The organism is Xanthobacter aminoxidans (assembly GCF_043193615.1).
GTDB lineage: Bacteria > Pseudomonadota > Alphaproteobacteria > Rhizobiales > Xanthobacteraceae > Xanthobacter > Xanthobacter aminoxidans.
In genome coordinates, this window is the sequence record NZ_JBAFUS010000006.1 from 37,661 (window position 1) to 51,736 (window position 14,076).

11 protein-coding genes are annotated in these 14,076 nt (G+C 69.8%); 6 read left to right on the forward strand and 5 right to left on the reverse strand.

Annotated elements, in window-relative coordinates:
- Positions 1 to 10: 10 nt before the first annotated feature.
- From V5F74_RS22480 to V5F74_RS22495, 4 genes are all read right to left on the reverse strand, one after another.
- Positions 11 to 1,606, reverse strand: a complete 1,596-nt coding sequence (locus tag V5F74_RS22480; protein WP_394010033.1) for a PEP/pyruvate-binding domain-containing protein — start codon at positions 1,604 to 1,606, stop codon at positions 11 to 13.
- On the reverse strand, positions 1,603 to 3,546 hold the full coding sequence (locus V5F74_RS22485; protein WP_029555967.1) for a hypothetical protein: 1,944 nt from the start codon (positions 3,544 to 3,546) through the stop codon (positions 1,603 to 1,605). The genes V5F74_RS22480 and V5F74_RS22485 overlap by 4 nt, the downstream gene beginning before the upstream one ends.
- 138 nt (positions 3,547 to 3,684) lie before the next feature.
- The gene (locus V5F74_RS22490) at positions 3,685 to 4,314 is read right to left on the reverse strand and encodes a glutathione S-transferase family protein (RefSeq protein ID WP_029555968.1); all 630 of its coding nucleotides are present in this window, start codon (positions 4,312 to 4,314) and stop codon (positions 3,685 to 3,687) included.
- Positions 4,315 to 4,447: 133 nt separating this feature from the next.
- The gene (locus tag V5F74_RS22495; RefSeq protein ID WP_394010034.1) at positions 4,448 to 5,986 is read right to left on the reverse strand and encodes an MFS transporter; all 1,539 of its coding nucleotides are present in this window, start codon (positions 5,984 to 5,986) and stop codon (positions 4,448 to 4,450) included.
- A 138-nt stretch (positions 5,987 to 6,124) separates the two neighbouring features.
- On the opposite strand from V5F74_RS22495, the gene V5F74_RS22500 reads away from it, so the two are divergent.
- Entirely contained in the window at positions 6,125 to 7,036 is a 912-nt protein-coding gene (locus V5F74_RS22500) for a LysR family transcriptional regulator (protein ID WP_394010035.1), read from the forward strand.
- A gap of 38 nt (positions 7,037 to 7,074) precedes the next feature.
- Here V5F74_RS22500 and V5F74_RS22505 read toward each other — a convergent pair whose 3' ends face one another.
- On the reverse strand, positions 7,075 to 7,848 hold the full coding sequence (locus V5F74_RS22505) for a ferredoxin--NADP reductase (RefSeq protein ID WP_394010036.1): 774 nt from the start codon (positions 7,846 to 7,848) through the stop codon (positions 7,075 to 7,077).
- A 192-nt stretch (positions 7,849 to 8,040) separates the two neighbouring features.
- Between V5F74_RS22505 and V5F74_RS22510 the strand changes: the two genes are divergently transcribed.
- The 5 genes from V5F74_RS22510 (at position 8,041) to V5F74_RS22530 (ending at position 14,057) form a co-directional block, all read left to right on the forward strand.
- Entirely contained in the window at positions 8,041 to 9,645 is a 1,605-nt protein-coding gene (locus V5F74_RS22510; protein ID WP_394010037.1) for an acyl CoA:acetate/3-ketoacid CoA transferase, read from the forward strand.
- Positions 9,646 to 9,686: 41 nt separating this feature from the next.
- Positions 9,687 to 10,370, forward strand: coding sequence for a TetR/AcrR family transcriptional regulator (locus V5F74_RS22515; protein WP_250165237.1), 684 nt, complete (start codon positions 9,687 to 9,689; stop codon positions 10,368 to 10,370).
- Between the two features lie 475 nt (positions 10,371 to 10,845).
- Positions 10,846 to 12,321: an oxidoreductase gene (locus V5F74_RS22520; RefSeq protein ID WP_394010038.1), complete on the forward strand. Its 1,476-nt coding sequence runs from the start codon at positions 10,846 to 10,848 to the stop codon at positions 12,319 to 12,321.
- 60 nt (positions 12,322 to 12,381) lie between these two features.
- Positions 12,382 to 13,290 carry an NAD(P)-dependent oxidoreductase gene (locus V5F74_RS22525; RefSeq protein ID WP_394010039.1) on the forward strand — a complete coding sequence of 303 codons (909 nt, stop codon included), beginning with the start codon at positions 12,382 to 12,384 and terminating at the stop codon, positions 13,288 to 13,290.
- The gene (locus tag V5F74_RS22530) at positions 13,287 to 14,057 is read left to right on the forward strand and encodes an enoyl-CoA hydratase/isomerase family protein (RefSeq protein ID WP_394010040.1); all 771 of its coding nucleotides are present in this window, start codon (positions 13,287 to 13,289) and stop codon (positions 14,055 to 14,057) included. Before V5F74_RS22525 ends, V5F74_RS22530 begins: the two co-directional genes overlap by 4 nt.
- Positions 14,058 to 14,076: the final 19 nt, after the last annotated feature.

The window sequence follows — 14,076 nt, forward strand, 5'->3', positions numbered from 1 at the left end:
CGCCGAGGCCTCAAGCCGGGGACGGCGCAGCCACGCGCCAGCCATTCACCGCCGCAAGCTCCGCCTCCGGCTCTTCGGACACCACCGCGCGCCGGCCCATGAAGACGCTGCCGGCCTCGCCGTCGAGGGAGAGCCAGTCCCCCTCCCCCAGCGTCTCGGCCCCGAGCCGGGCGCGGCGGGCGGCGGGATCGATGACGAGCGCGGCGCAGCCGACCACGCAGGCCCGGCCGAGCTGACGCGCCACCACGGCGGCATGGGCGGTGCGCCCGCCGACGCTGGTGAGGATACCCGCCGCCAGCGCCAGCGCGGCGATGTCGTCGGTGGCCACGTCCGGCCGCAGCAGGATCACGGGATCGCCCGCCCCGGCAAGGCGGCGGACGCCCTCTTCGTCGAACGCCACCCGGCCGCTCACCGTGCCGGGCGAGGCGGCGACGCCGTGCGCCACCGGCTCCGCAGCGCCGGAAAAGCGGGTGGCGGCGACGGCGGAGAGGTCCACGCCCTCCAGCAGCGCCAGCCCCTCTGCCGGGGTAATGGCGCCTTCCGCCACCATGTCCACGGCGATCTTCAGCGCGGCGCGCGGCGTGCGCTTGGCGGCGCGGGTCTGGAGGAAATAGAGGCGACCTTCCTCGAAGGTGAATTCCACGTCCTGCACATCGCGATAATGCCGCTCCAGCGCCGCGACTCCCTCGGCCAGCGCTGTGGCGACATCGGGGAGCACCGCGCCGAGGCGGTCGAGCCCCACCGGCTGGCGGCGGCCGGAGACCACGTCCTCGCCCTGCGCGTCGAACAGGAGATCGGCATAGAGGCCCGGCGCCCCGCTCGCCGGATTGCGCGAGAAGGCGACGCCCGAGCCCGAGCGCACGCCGGCATTGCCGAACACCATGGCCTGCACCGTCACCGCCGTGCCGGCCAGATGCTCCAGATGGTTCAGTCGGCGATACTCCACCGCCTTAGGCGCCGCCCAGGAACGGAACACCGCCTCAACCGCCTCGGCGAGCTGGTCGCGGGGATCTTCGGGCACGCTCGCGCCGTAGCCGTCGCGGGCAAGGTCCAGATAGCGCGCGGCGAGGCGCTCCAGCGCCTCCGGGTCCAGCCCCTGCTCGCTCAACGCCTGCTCGGCGGCGATGAGATCGCGCTGCACCTGCTCGAACGGCGCGCGGGGCAGGCCGGCCACCACCTCGCACCAGCCCTCGATGAAGCGGCGATGGCAGTCGAAGGCGAGGCGCGGGTTGCCGTGAAGGCGCATGAGGCCGCGCGCGGTCTCGGCGGTCATGCCCACGTCCAGCACGGTCTCCAGCATCCCCGGCATGGACTTCTCCGCGCCGGAGCGCACCGAGACGAGGAGCGGGCGGCGGCGGTCGCCGAAGCGCCGGCCGGTGGCGGCTTCGAGGAAGGCGAGGCCATCCTCCAGCAGGCGCCGCACTTCACCCGCGCGGCGTTCGCCGCACAGGGAAGCGGAGAGCACGAAAGCCGGTGGCACATCGAGCCCCAGCGCATTCATGCGCCAGAGCTGGGCGGCCTTGGAGCCGAAATCATGGGCGGTGAGCGGCGCTTTGGTGCCGCCGGGGCCGATGAAGGCGATGGGGTGCGAGGTTTCGTGCTTCACGGGGCCATCTCCTCCAGCACCGAGGCGCGCAGCGCGAGGGCGGCGCGGGCCAGTTCGTCGGTGGCGCCCTCGATGGCGCGGGCGAGTTCCAGGGTCGCGACCAGCGCCCCGGCATCGGCGGGATCGCTTCCTCCCGGCGTCAGGGCCGCTTCCTGCACCCGGCGATGGGCGGCATCGGCCCGGCGCTCGCCCTCGGTCACGGCGTCGATGGCTTCCAGCGTGTCGGTCACGTCCTCCCGCCGGCCGGCCGAGCCCTCGCTGGCGGCGGCCACTGCCCGCACGAGGTCGGAGCAGCAGACCACCGCGCCGGCCGCGAGATCGCGCAAGGGCGGCACGGCGGTGCCGGGCTTCAGCCGCGCGGCGCTGGCGAGGAAGGCGGCCTCCTCGAACGCATCCACCGCCTGCTCGGCGGCATCCGCCACGGGCAGGAAGCGCCCGCCCTGCCCGAACGGGCCGCTCGCCCGCTCGCGGGCGCCGACGATCTGCCGGTCGGCCTTCTCCTCCAGGCGCTTGGCGCGGCTGCGGAGCGCATCGCGGGCCACATCGGAGAGATCGGCCGGGCCATCGAGCACGCCGGCCACCTCGCTGGCGAGCATGCGGGCGATGCCGAGCTGGCGCAGCACCACGGCCAGCATCTCCTCCTCCACCGAGCCGAAGCTGCGCGCCAGCTCCGCCCGCACCTCGTCGCGGATGAGCCGTGCCGAGCGGCCGGCGGCCAATCCCTCGCTGGCGAGGCGCAGCACCTCGGCGAGGAAGCGCGCCGCGCCCTCGCGCCCCAGCACCCGGTCGAGCCGCGCCCCATAGGGCACCCGCCCCTCGGCGCTGCGGCGCACGGCATCGAACACCAGTTCCGGCCCGCCCATTTCCAGAAACCCGCGATGGCCGATGGCACCGCGCGCCGCCGTGCGCAGCAGGGCGATGGCGGTGGGCTTGTCCACGAAGGTCTGCAACGCCTTGCGCGCCTTGTTCCAGTCGATGAGGAAGACGATGTTGCGGCCCACGGCGGCGAGGAAGCCGTCCAGCGCGTCCGCATCGGTCGCGACGAAGCGGCCGGTGACGAGGTGGAAGGCCGCCCCGCCCGCGATGCCCGCCGCCGTGCGCTCGGCGAGCGGCGTCCAGTCCGCGCCGGCATCCGAGAACAGCGAGATGAAGAACTTGGCGCGGGAGCGGTGCACGTCCGTGTAGGTGACGGTGGCCGCGAGCCCCTCCACGGCGAGGATGATGACATGGGCATCGGTGGTGCCGATGTCGTTCTGGATCACGAGGCGCGCGCCGCTGCGGCTCGCCGTGGTGTCGAGGCCGGGATGGCCGAAGACGAGCCCCCGCGTCTCGCCGAGCCCCGCCATGAAGGCGGCGATGCGCGGCTTGTCCTCTTCCGCGATGCCCAGCGTCCGCGCGCCGGCCACCGTCTCGGCCGAGAGGGCGGCGGAAAGGCGGTTCAGCGCCTTGTGCAAATCCATGACGAGGAGATGCGCGCTGTCCGCCCCGCCGCGTCGGGCGCTGGTCAGGCGCACCAGATCGGCCTCGGAGAGGATGTCGTCCGCCCCTCCGGCGAACGCCGTGCGCAGGGCCGCGAGACGCGCGGCGAAGGTTTCCGCACCCGCGTCGCCGGACGCCTCCAGCGGATCGGCCATGGCGGCGATGTCGTCGAGGATCGCCTGCGTCAGCCGGCCGGCGCCGCTGACCTGATAGCCGCCGCCGTCGATGAACCGAGCGCTGGCGACCACCGCATCGAGCCCGTCCCCCATGAGGCCGGCGGCGCGGGCCTCGGCGTCCAGCGGGCGAAGAGGCGTTGCGGGCGCACGGGCGCGGGCGGCGGCGTCCTGCAAGGCGGTCATACGCAGCTTGGCGCGGTCGTTGGCGGCGAGCGCGCGTTCCAGCCGCGCCGGGAGCAGCAACCCGCCCTCGCCGAGCGCCTCGACGATCAGGGTCTTCTCCATGCTTCCGCCTCCTCGCAACGCACAGCCCGCCGGTGCGCCGGCCACGAGGGCCAGCGCCGGGTGTCGAAAGGCTGTGTGGGACTTTCGGCGGGGGTCAGATACGACGGTTGTCTGACAGTGGGACGACGATGGCCCGGCTCAGGTCCGGTAGCCCTCCTCGGCCAGCACCTGCCGCACCGCGGGGCGGGCGCGCAGGCGCTGGTAGTGGGCCTTCACCTTGGGCGGCAGGGGGATGCCGATGCGGTCGGCCCAGAACTCGTTGTAGAACAGCGCCGCATCGGCGATGGAGAAGCGATCCCCCACGGCGAAGCCCTCGGCCGGCAGGCGCCGCTCCACCACATCGAACCCCTGTGTCACGATCTCCCGGCCGTGGGATGTCACGTCGTCTTTCAGACGTCCGCTGTCTTCCGGCGCGACATAGCGCTCGGCCACGAACACGCGGGTGAAGCCCTCGCCGTGCAGCTGGCCGATGGCGAAATTCATCAGCTCTTCGGCCTGAGCGGCCAGCGCCGGGTCCTCCGGCAGCAGCTTGCCGCGCGGATAGGTGCGGGCGAGCCAGAGGGCAATGGACCTGAAGTCGCACAAGGGTTCGCCACCATCCGGCACCAGGGTCGGGATGGTGCCGCGCGGGTTGATCTTGAGATAGTCGGGACGCAAATGGTCGCCGGCGGGGATGTTGATGATCCACGCCTCGAACGGCAGTTCCAGCGTCTCGAGCAGGATGTGGATGCCCGTGGAGCAGGACCCGGGCGTCATGTAGAATTTCATGGCCATGGCGGAGGCCAAGCAAGAAGCGTGACAGGGCGGGAGCGTCGTTTTCGCCCGTTTTGTTTTGCTGCCCCCTTTCGAGGCCGTCATCGCCCGCGGTGGGAGGGGCGCGCCGGAGCGCAGATCCCGCCCCCTACTTCTCCACGAAAGCCTCCTCGCCCGCTTCGCCCGTCTCCGGCGCCGGCTGGCGGAGCAGCGCGAGAATGACGAGCGCAGAAACCGCCGTGACAGCGATGAGCACGAGGCTCAGATGCTGAAAGGCGACGGCATAGCTCTCGCGGAGCTGCGACGCCGTCAGACCCGGCAGAAGCTCGGATGCGCCGCGAACATCGCCCATCGCCAGCCGCTGCGCGGCCGCGCCTGCGCTCCCATCGCCCGCCGAGACCAAGGCGGCCAGCCGGGCTTTGACGAGACCCGCCAGAATGGCGTTGACGATGGCCAATGCGATGCCCTCTCCCGCCACCCGTGTGGTGCTGAAGATGCCGGTCGCCATGCCGGCGCGCTCCCGGGGGACCACGCTGACGGAAAGCCCATCCATAAGCCCCCAGGGGAAGCCGGTTCCAATGCCGATGAGCAGCATGGGGAGCATTACGGCCATGCCCTTGGCGGCGGGATCGATGCGGCCGAGCCAGAACAGTCCGAGCGCGGCCAGAAGCAGACCCGCACCGGACAGGACACCCGCCGACACCCATCGCACGAGATGGGAGGCCACCAGCGGCACGATCAGCATCGGCGCGGAGAGAGCGATGAGCAGCAGGCCCGCATCGAACGCGGAAAGTCCGCCGACGCCGATGAAGCGCAGGGGCAGCAGCACCAGAAGGACCACGTAGCAATAACAGGTGGCGATGGGCAGAACCTGCACGCCGACAAAGCGGGGATATCGAAAGAGGGAGAGATCCAGCATCGGCCGCGCCGCTCTCGTCTCCACACGAATGAACGCCGCGAGCAGCGCGGCCGCCCCGAGCAGCTCGGACAGGACGATCGGGTGGCCCCAGCCGATCTCCGGCGCTTCGATGACACCATAGGTGAACAGCGTCAGTGTTGCCGTGAAGGTCACGGCCCCCGGCCAGTCGAGGCCAACGGCGTCGGGGTCCCGGCTTTCCCGCATCGTCCGGGCTGTCAGAAGCACGGAGAGCGCGCCGATCAGCGTCCCCGAGAGGAAGATGGCCCGCCAGCCGGACATCCCGATGAGAAAGCCCGCCAGAAGCGGTCCGAAGGCCAGCCCGACACCGAATGTCGTGCCGAGAAAGCTGAACGCCCGCGTCCGCGCGTGCCCCTCGAACTCCTGCGCCAGCGCCGCCGTTCCGCCGGCGAGCGCGGCGGCTGCGGCAAAGCCCTGTCCGCCGCGAAGCAGGTCGAGGATAAGGATGGACGGCGCGAGGCTCAAACCGAGGGAGAGCACCGCGAAGACGATGATGCCCGTCATGAACAGGCGCCGGCGGCCGAACTGGTCGGCGAGGGCGCCCGCCGCCATGAGGGAACTGCCGAACGTCAGCATGAAGGCGTTGGTGATCCAGTTGAGCGCCGTCGGGCTCCCGCCGAGGTCGCCGCCGATGGCCGGGGTGGCCACCGCCCCGCCGGAAAAGCTGAGGGGCAGAACGAGCGCAGCAAGGCAGACCGCCATCAGGATCGATGTCTTGCCGGTGGCGGGGGCAGCGAACGTGGCGGACATGCGGGGCTTTCCGTCTCGGCTTGGACGCGGGCGATGCGGACGCATCAAGCCGCCGGGCCGGAATTATCGCGGAGTGAAAGCGTGATAAATGGCTCCAATGTCCGTTGATTACGGAGGAAAATTCCCCAATATGCGGGCATGGAGAGTTTGAGCGGCATCGCGGCGTTCGTGCAGGCGGCGGAGCATCAGAGCTTCGTGGCGGCGGCCCGTGCGCTCGGCATATCCGCTTCCGCCGTCGGCAAGAGCATCGCCAAGCTGGAAGACAGCGTTGGCGCGCGGCTGTTCCATCGCACCACACGGCGCATCTCGCTCACCGAGGAAGGCGCGGCCTTCCACGAGCGCTGCCGTCGCATTCTGGACGATCTGCGCGACGCCGAGGCGATGCTGTCGGCTGCGACGCGCGCGCCCCGCGGCCGGCTCCGCGTGGGCGTGCCGACGATCGGCTACCGCTTCCTCCTGCCGGTCATCCCGGAATTCCGGCGGCGCTATTCCGACATCGAGCTGGACATCGACTTCAACGATCGCCTCGTCGATGTGGTGGAGGAGGGACTGGATGCGGTGATCCGCAGCGGTCCGCTGACCGATTCCAGCCTGATGTCGCGCCGGCTCGGCCCGTTCCGCTTCGTGCTGTGCGCCTCTCCCGCCTATCTCAAGCGGACCGGCATCCCGCACGCTCCCCCGGATCTGGAACGGCACGATTGCCTTCGCTTCCGCTTCCCGACCTCGGGCAAGCTGCAGACATGGCCCCTCAGGGACGCGGACGGGGTCGATCCCTTCCGTCGTCCCTCGCCCCTGACCTGCAACAACATGGAGGCCCTGCGCGGGGCGGCGATCGCGGGGCTGGGGATCGCCTATATGCCGGAATTTCTGGCGCGGGATGCGGTGGCGGACGGCCTGCTGCACACCGTTCTCGGCGAGCATCTCGCCGATCCCGGGCAATTCAGCATTCTGTGGCCGTCGAACCGTCTGGTGTCGCCACGCCTGCGCGTCTTCATCGATTACATGGCGGAGCGCCTGTTCAGGGACGTGGAACCGCAGACGCCGCGATAGGCCCGCGCGCGCTTCGGCTCATCCCTCCGGGGCGCCGCCTACTTCTCCACGAACGCCTTCTCGATCACATAGTGCCCCGGCTCGGACATGCTGCCCTCGGCGAAGCCCTGCCCATCGAGCAGGCCGCGGATGTCGGCGATCATGGCGGGGCTGCCGCACAGCATCACCCGGTCGTGCTCTTTATCGAGCGGCGGCAGGCCGATGTCGGTGAAGAACTTGCCTGATGTCATCAGGTCGGTGAGGCGGCCCTGGTTGCGGAACGGCTCGCGGGTGACGGTGGGATAATAGATCAGCCGTTCCCGCACCTCCTCGCCGAGGAAGGGATCGTTGGGCAGTTCCTTGGTCAGGTAGTCGGAATAGGCCAGCTCCGCCACCGTGCGGCAGCCGTGGGCCAGCACCACCTTGTCGAAGCGCGCATAGGTGTCGGGATCGCGGATGATGCTGAGGAAGGGCGCGAGCCCCGTGCCGGTGCCGAGCAGATAGAGCGTGCGGCCGGGCAGGAGATTGTCGTGGATGAGGGTGCCCGTGGGCTTCTTCCCCACCAGGATGCGGTCGCCAACCTTCAGGTGCTGGAGGCGCGAGGTGAGCGGGCCGTTCTGAACCTTGATGGAGAAGAATTCCAGCTCCTCGTCATAGTTGGGCGAGACGATGGAATAGGCGCGCACCAGCGGCCGGCCCTCCACCTCCAGCCCGATCATGGTGAACTGGCCGTTGATGAAGCGCAGCGCCGGGCTGCGGGTGGTGCGGAAGCTGAACAGCGTGTCGGTCCAGTGATGGACGCTGAGCACGTCCTGCGTCTCGAAATGGCTCATGGTCGATCCGGTGGCGTTGGGCCGCGCGTCCGCCCTGGAGGCGCGCACAAGGGCGCGCCCGCGCGGCACGGGGCGAATTGACGATGGACGGATCGAGACATATAACTAACTAGTGAGTTAAGCAAGACGGAGCCCCGCGCCTGAAGGCCCGGCGGCCCCGCGGCATGGGCGGAATGGCAGGGGAGGATCGGCATGGCGATGCGCGTTCTGAGCGCGGAGGAAGCCGCGCGGCTGGTGGAGAGTGGCGACACCATCCTCATCGGCGGCTCGGGCGGCGGCCATGCGGTGCCGGACACCCTCATCGCCGCCGTGGCCGAACGCTTCCTCAAAGAGGGTGCGCCGCGCGGCCTCACCACCGTGCATCCCGTGGGCCTCGGCGACCGCAAGACCCGCGGCGTCGGCCACCTCGCCCATGACGGCCTGTTGAAGCGCGTGGTCTGCGGCACACTGGTGGATTCCCCACCGGTGGAGAAGATGGCGCTGGAGGATCGCGTCGAGGCCTACACCCTGCCGCAGGGCGCGCTTTCCCAGCTCACCCGCGAGATGGCCTCCGGCCGGCCCGGCCTCGTCACCCATGTGGGCCTCAACACCTTCATCGACCCGCGCCTCGGCGGCGGGCGACAGAGCCCTTCGGCCACGGAAGACCTGGTAGAGGTGGTGCAGCTCGCCGGCCGGGAATGGCTCTTCTACAAGCCGTTCGTGCCTAACATCGCTTTCCTGCGCGGCACCACGGCGGACGAGGACGGCAACATCTCCATGGAGCAGGAGGCCATCTTCGGCGAGATGATCTCCATGGCGCAGGCGACCAAGCGCGCCGGCGGCATCGTGATCGTGCAGGTGAAGCGCCTCGCCCGGCGCGGCACGCTGAACCCCAAGATGGTGAAGATTCCCGGCATTCTCGTGGATGTGGTGGTGGTCGATCCCGACCAGATGCAGACCTATGTCTCGGACTACAACCCCGCCTATGCCGGCGAGCTGAAGATCCCGCTCTCTGCCATCGCGCCCTTGCCGTTCGACCCGCGCAAGGTCATCGCCCGGCGCGCGGCGCTGGAGCTGTATGAAGGCGCGGTGTGCAACCTCGGCTCCGGCATCTCCACCGGCATTGCCACGGTGGCGGCGGAGGAAGGGTGCCTCGATGCCATCACGCTGACCAACGAACAGGGCCTCATCGGCGGCGCGCCGGCGAGCGGCAACGAGGTGGGCGCCAGCCGCAACTTCCACGCCATGATCGACCAGCCCTACCAGTTCGATTTCTACGACGGCGGCGGCCTCGACATCGCCTTCCTCTCCTTCGCGGAAGTGGATGGTGAGGGCTCGGTGAACGTCTCGCGCTTCTCCGACCGCATCATCGGCCCCGGCGGCTTCATCAACATCTCGCAGAACGCCAAGAAGGTGGTCTTCTCCGGCACCTTCACCTCCGGCGGGCTCGACATGGCTTGGCCGGACGGCAAGACGCTGATCCGCAAGGAGGGGCGCGACTTGAAGTTCGTGGACCGTCTCCAGCAGCTCACCTACAGCGGCGCCTACGCGGCGGGCATCGGGCAGGAGGCGCTTTACGTCACCGAGCGGGCCGTGTTCCGGCGCGGCGCCTCCGGCCGGCTGGAGCTGATCGAGATCGCCCCCGGCATCGACATGGAGCGCGACGTGCTCGCGCACATGGATTTCCGCCCGGACATCGCCGGGGATTTGCGACCCATGGATGCCGCGCTGTTCCTTCCGCAATCGATCGGACTTGAACAGCGGCTCGCCGTGTCGCAACGTTCGCCGCGCGGGCCCGGCGCAAGACTCAGCGCTTGAGCGGGCCCGTTCCTGTCACGCCGCCTGTTCCGGAACCTGCGATGCCCGCATCCCCTCCCGCCCGCAAGGCGGCCCGCGCTTCCACCGCCGCCCCGCAGCGCGAGGCGGCGACGCGGGATGCGGACAAGACGCGGCTGAACATTCTCGAAGCCGCCGAGGCGGAATTCGCCGCCAAGGGCCTCGCCGGGGCGCGGGTGGACGTGGTGGCCGAGGAGGCCGGCGCCAACAAGCGCATGATCTATTATTATTTCGGCAGCAAGGAAGACCTGTATCTGGCGGTGCTGGAGCGCGTCTACACCGACATGCGCGTCGCCGAGGCCGAACTGGCGCTGGAGGCCATGGCCCCGCTCGCGGCCATCACCTGCCTCACCGAATTCAAGTTCGACTATCCCGCCCAGCACCCCCACCTCATCCCGCTGCTCAACAGCGAGAACATGCTGGGGGGCGAGTATCTGCGCCGCTCCCTGCGCCTGCGCGAGATGCAGATTTCCCTCATCGCCCGGCTGGAAGCCATCCTGGCGCGCGGCGCGGCCGACGGCACGCTGCGGCCCGGCATCGATCCGCTGCACCTCTACCTCACCATCTCGGCCATCAGCTATTTCTACTTCTCCAACAACCCCACCCTCTCCACCGCCTTCGGCCGCGACCTCGCGACAGCCGACGAGCGCGCCACGCGGCGCCGGCATGTGGTGGATGTGGTGACGCGGTATATCGAGAGGGTGTGAGAGGGCGTGGAGCCTCGGAGCGTCTGGGTAGAAGCGCCTGCGGTTGTGCAGCTCGGCCTCGTTGACCCCCAAGCCGTCATGGCCGGGCTCGTCCCGGAAGTCGGCTGTTGCCGACTTCCGCCCCTGGGAACGGAACCCGCAAACATGCGGGTTCCGGCCATCCACGTGGACCGGCCGGGAACGCCTTCCACGCATCGTCCCCTCCGCCCGACGTGGATGCCCGTGACAAGCCCGGGCATGACGGCGCCTCAGGGGAAATGCCATCCCTCGATGCCCTAGCGATCTCCCCTCTCCCCTTGCGGGAGAGGGGCACGGCTGGCGCCTCACGCCGCACCGTTGCCACCTGCAATCTCCCCACGCCATCCGCATTGACAGCCCCACCCCACCCATATTAACTAACCAGTTACATAAACAAGAACGCCCGCCGCAAGGCCCGCGCCCAAAACGCCCCGAGAAACACCCCAAGGAGCCCTCCATGAAGTATGGGGATTTCCCGAAGATCACGTCCTTCTCCGGCGTCGCCGGCTTTCGCGCGCATCTCGCCGAGCTGGGCGCGGACATGCCCTGCGACGACATCGTCGCCCACGGCCCCGACCAGCCGCTGGCCGCGCCCCTGACCGTGGACGACATGACCATCGGCAACCGCTTCGCCATCCACCCCATGGAGGGCTGGGACGGCACGCGGGAGGGCGCGCCCACCGAGAACACCATCCGCCGCTGGCGGCGGTTCGGCGAGAGCGGGGCGAAGCTCATCTATGGCGGGGAGGCGGTGGCCGTGCGCCATGACGGGCGCGCCAACCCGCTCCAGCTGGTCATGAGCGAGGCGACCCAATCCGCCATCGCCGGCCTGCGCGAGACGGTGATCGCGGCCCACAAGGAGGCCACCGGCAACGACGACAACCTCGTCATCGGCCTCCAGCTCACCCACTCGGGCCGCTTCTGCAAGCCGAACGACAATCGCAAATTCGAGCAGAAGATCCTCTATCGCCACCCGGTGCTCGACCGGAAGTTCGGCATCCCGGAGGACTATCCGGTGCTGTCGGACGACGATATCTGGCGGCTCATCGACGATTACATCACCGCCGCGAAGCGCGCACAGGCCTGCGGCTTCGATTTCGTGGATTTGAAGCACTGCCACGGCTATCTCGGCCACGAATTCCTCTCCGCCCGCACCCGCCCCGGCGCCTTCGGCGGATCGCTGGAGAACCGCACACGCTTCCTGCGCGAGCTGGCGGCCGGCATCCGCGCCGCCTGCCCGGGGCTGAAGTTCGGCGTTCGCCTCTCGGCCATCGATCTCATCGCCTACCGGCCCGATCCGGCGGCGAGCGTGCCGGGCATCCTCGGCCCCGGCGTGCCGGAAAGCGCGGCCGGCGCCCTGCCCTATGTCTACGGCTTCGGCACCGATGCGGGCGACCCCACGGCCTATGATCTCAACGAGACCTTCGAGGTGTTCGAGGTGCTGCGCGCGCTCGACATCCACCTCGTCAACGTCACCCTCGGCAGCCCCTATTACAATCCGCACCTGACCCGCCCCGCGAGCTATCCGCCCTCCGACGGCTACCAGCCGCCCGAGGACCCGCTGCTGGGCGTGATGCGCCATCTGGAGGTGGTGCGGGCGCTGAAGGCGCGCTTCCCGGACTTCACCCTCATCGGCTCCGGCTATACCTACCTGCAGGAATTCCTGCCCAACGTGGCGCAGGCGGTGGTGCGGCAGGGCTGGACGGATTTTGTCGGCCTCGGCCGCATGGTGCTCTCATATCCCGATCTGCCGCTGGACGTGCTGCACGGCCGGCCCTTCCAGAAGAAGAAGGTGTGCCGCACCTTCTCCGACTGCACGTCCGCGCCGCGCAACGGCATCGTCTCCGGCTGCTATCCGCTGGATGCGTTCTACAAGAAGTCCGAAGAATTCAAGCAGCTCGCGGCAGTGAAGAAGGCGGCGAAGACCGCTTAAAGCGCTCCAGCCCGCGCGGCGCCTGAGCGAAGACCGCTTAAAAACCCTCGGGAGGACACCATGGCGGAGATCGCACCGGGGGCGCGGATCGCCTTCCTCGGCACCGGCATCATGGGCGGCCACATGGCGCGGCGGCTCGCCGGGGCGGGCTTCCGTGTCGCCGCCTGGAACCGTAGCCGGGCGAAGGCGGAGCCGCTGCTCGCCTCCGGCGCCACCCTCGCCGAGACGCCGGAAGAGGCGCTCGAAGGCGCGGAGGCGGCGGTGGTGATGCTCTCCACCGGCGCGGTCATCGACGAGGTGCTGTTTTCCGGCGCGGCGCTCGATGCCCTGAAGCCGGGCGCGGCGCTGGTGGTGATGAGCTCTATCCCCGTCGAGACCTGTCAGGCGCAGGCCGCCCAAGCCGCCGCGCGGGGCATCCGTTACGTGGACGCGCCCGTCTCCGGCGGCGAGGTGGGGGCGCGGGACGGCACCCTCGCCATCCTCGCGGGCGGCGATGAAGCCACCGTCGCAGACCTTGCCCCCCTCTTCGCGCCCATGGGGCGGGCGACGCGCATCGGGCTGGTGGGGACGGGGCAGCTCGCCAAGCTCGCCAACCAGATCATCGTCGGCGCGGCCATGGCCGGCGTCGCGGAAGCCTTCGCCTTCGCCGCCAAAGGCGGGGCGGACCTTAAAAACCTGCGCACGGCGCTGATAGGCGGCTTCGGCGATTCAAAGGTGCTGAACCTCCACGGCGCGCGCATGGCGGCGCGGGATTTCGTGCCCGGCTCCCCGGCGCAATATCAGTTGAAGGACCTGAAGACGGCGCAGGCGCTGGCGGGGGAGATGGGGCTGAGCCTCACTTTGCTCGACACCCTCGCCGGCCTGTTCACGGACATGATGGCCCATGGCGGCACGGACCGCGATGTCTCCGCCATCTTCGAGGAGGTGGAGCGCCGCTCCGCCCGCGTGTGCGAGGGAGAGGGAGCATGAGCGACACCGACGGCGCCATCCGCGTCACCCACGAAGGGGCAGTGGCGCGCCTCGTCATCGACCGGCCGCGCAAGCACAATGCCATCACCCCCGCCATGGCCCGCGACCTCGCGGCGGCCTGCGCGGCGCTGGATGCGGACGATCAAGTGCGCGTGGTGCTGCTCACCGGCGGCGGGGAGAAGGCGTTTTCCGCCGGCTCGGACATGAACGCCCTTGGCGAGATCACCGACCTCTGGGCCTTCCGCAACCGCATCGAATATGCCGCCGTGGTGCGCGACATGAGGAAGCCCGTCATCGCGCTGCTGCGCGGATGGGTGCTGGGCGGGGGGCTGGAGATCGCGCTCGGGGCGGACATCCGCATCGCCGGCACGTCCGCCAAATTCGGCGCGCCGGAGGTGACGCGCGGCTGGGTGGGCGGCGGCGGCGCCTCCCAGATGCTGCCGCGCCTCGTGGGCTACGGGCAGGCCATGCGCCTGCTGCTCTCCGGCGACACCATCGATGCGGCGCGCGCGCTCGCCATCGGCCTTGTGGAGGAGGTGGTGGAAGACGACGCCCTCGACGCGCACGCCACGGCGCTGGCCCAGCGCATCGCCACCTTCAGCCCCCTCGCCACGCAGGCCGTCAAAGCCGCCACCCGCGCCGCCCTCTCCATGCCGCTGGACGCCGGCATCCGCCACGAGAACGAACTGCACGTGATCTGCATGAGCGACCGGGGCCGGCAGGAGGGCATCACGGCGTTTCAGGAGGGGCGGGAGGGGCGGTTTTGAGGGGTGAATAGCAAGGTCA

Coding starts and splice junctions, on each gene's coding strand:
- V5F74_RS22490 (WP_029555968.1), bottom strand. CDS start 4,314: ATGAAATTCTACATGACGCCCGGGTCCTGCTCCACGGGCATCCACATC.
- V5F74_RS22485 (WP_029555967.1), bottom strand. CDS start 3,546: ATGGAGAAGACCCTGATCGTCGAGGCGCTCGGCGAGGGCGGGTTGCTG.
- V5F74_RS22530 (WP_394010040.1), top strand. CDS start 13,287: ATGAGCGACACCGACGGCGCCATCCGCGTCACCCACGAAGGGGCAGTG.
- V5F74_RS22500 (WP_394010035.1), top strand. CDS start 6,125: ATGGAGAGTTTGAGCGGCATCGCGGCGTTCGTGCAGGCGGCGGAGCAT.
- V5F74_RS22505 (WP_394010036.1), bottom strand. CDS start 7,848: ATGAGCCATTTCGAGACGCAGGACGTGCTCAGCGTCCATCACTGGACC.
- V5F74_RS22520 (WP_394010038.1), top strand. CDS start 10,846: ATGAAGTATGGGGATTTCCCGAAGATCACGTCCTTCTCCGGCGTCGCC.
- V5F74_RS22515 (WP_250165237.1), top strand. CDS start 9,687: ATGCCCGCATCCCCTCCCGCCCGCAAGGCGGCCCGCGCTTCCACCGCC.
- V5F74_RS22525 (WP_394010039.1), top strand. CDS start 12,382: ATGGCGGAGATCGCACCGGGGGCGCGGATCGCCTTCCTCGGCACCGGC.
- V5F74_RS22510 (WP_394010037.1), top strand. CDS start 8,041: ATGGCGATGCGCGTTCTGAGCGCGGAGGAAGCCGCGCGGCTGGTGGAG.
- V5F74_RS22495 (WP_394010034.1), bottom strand. CDS start 5,986: ATGTCCGCCACGTTCGCTGCCCCCGCCACCGGCAAGACATCGATCCTG.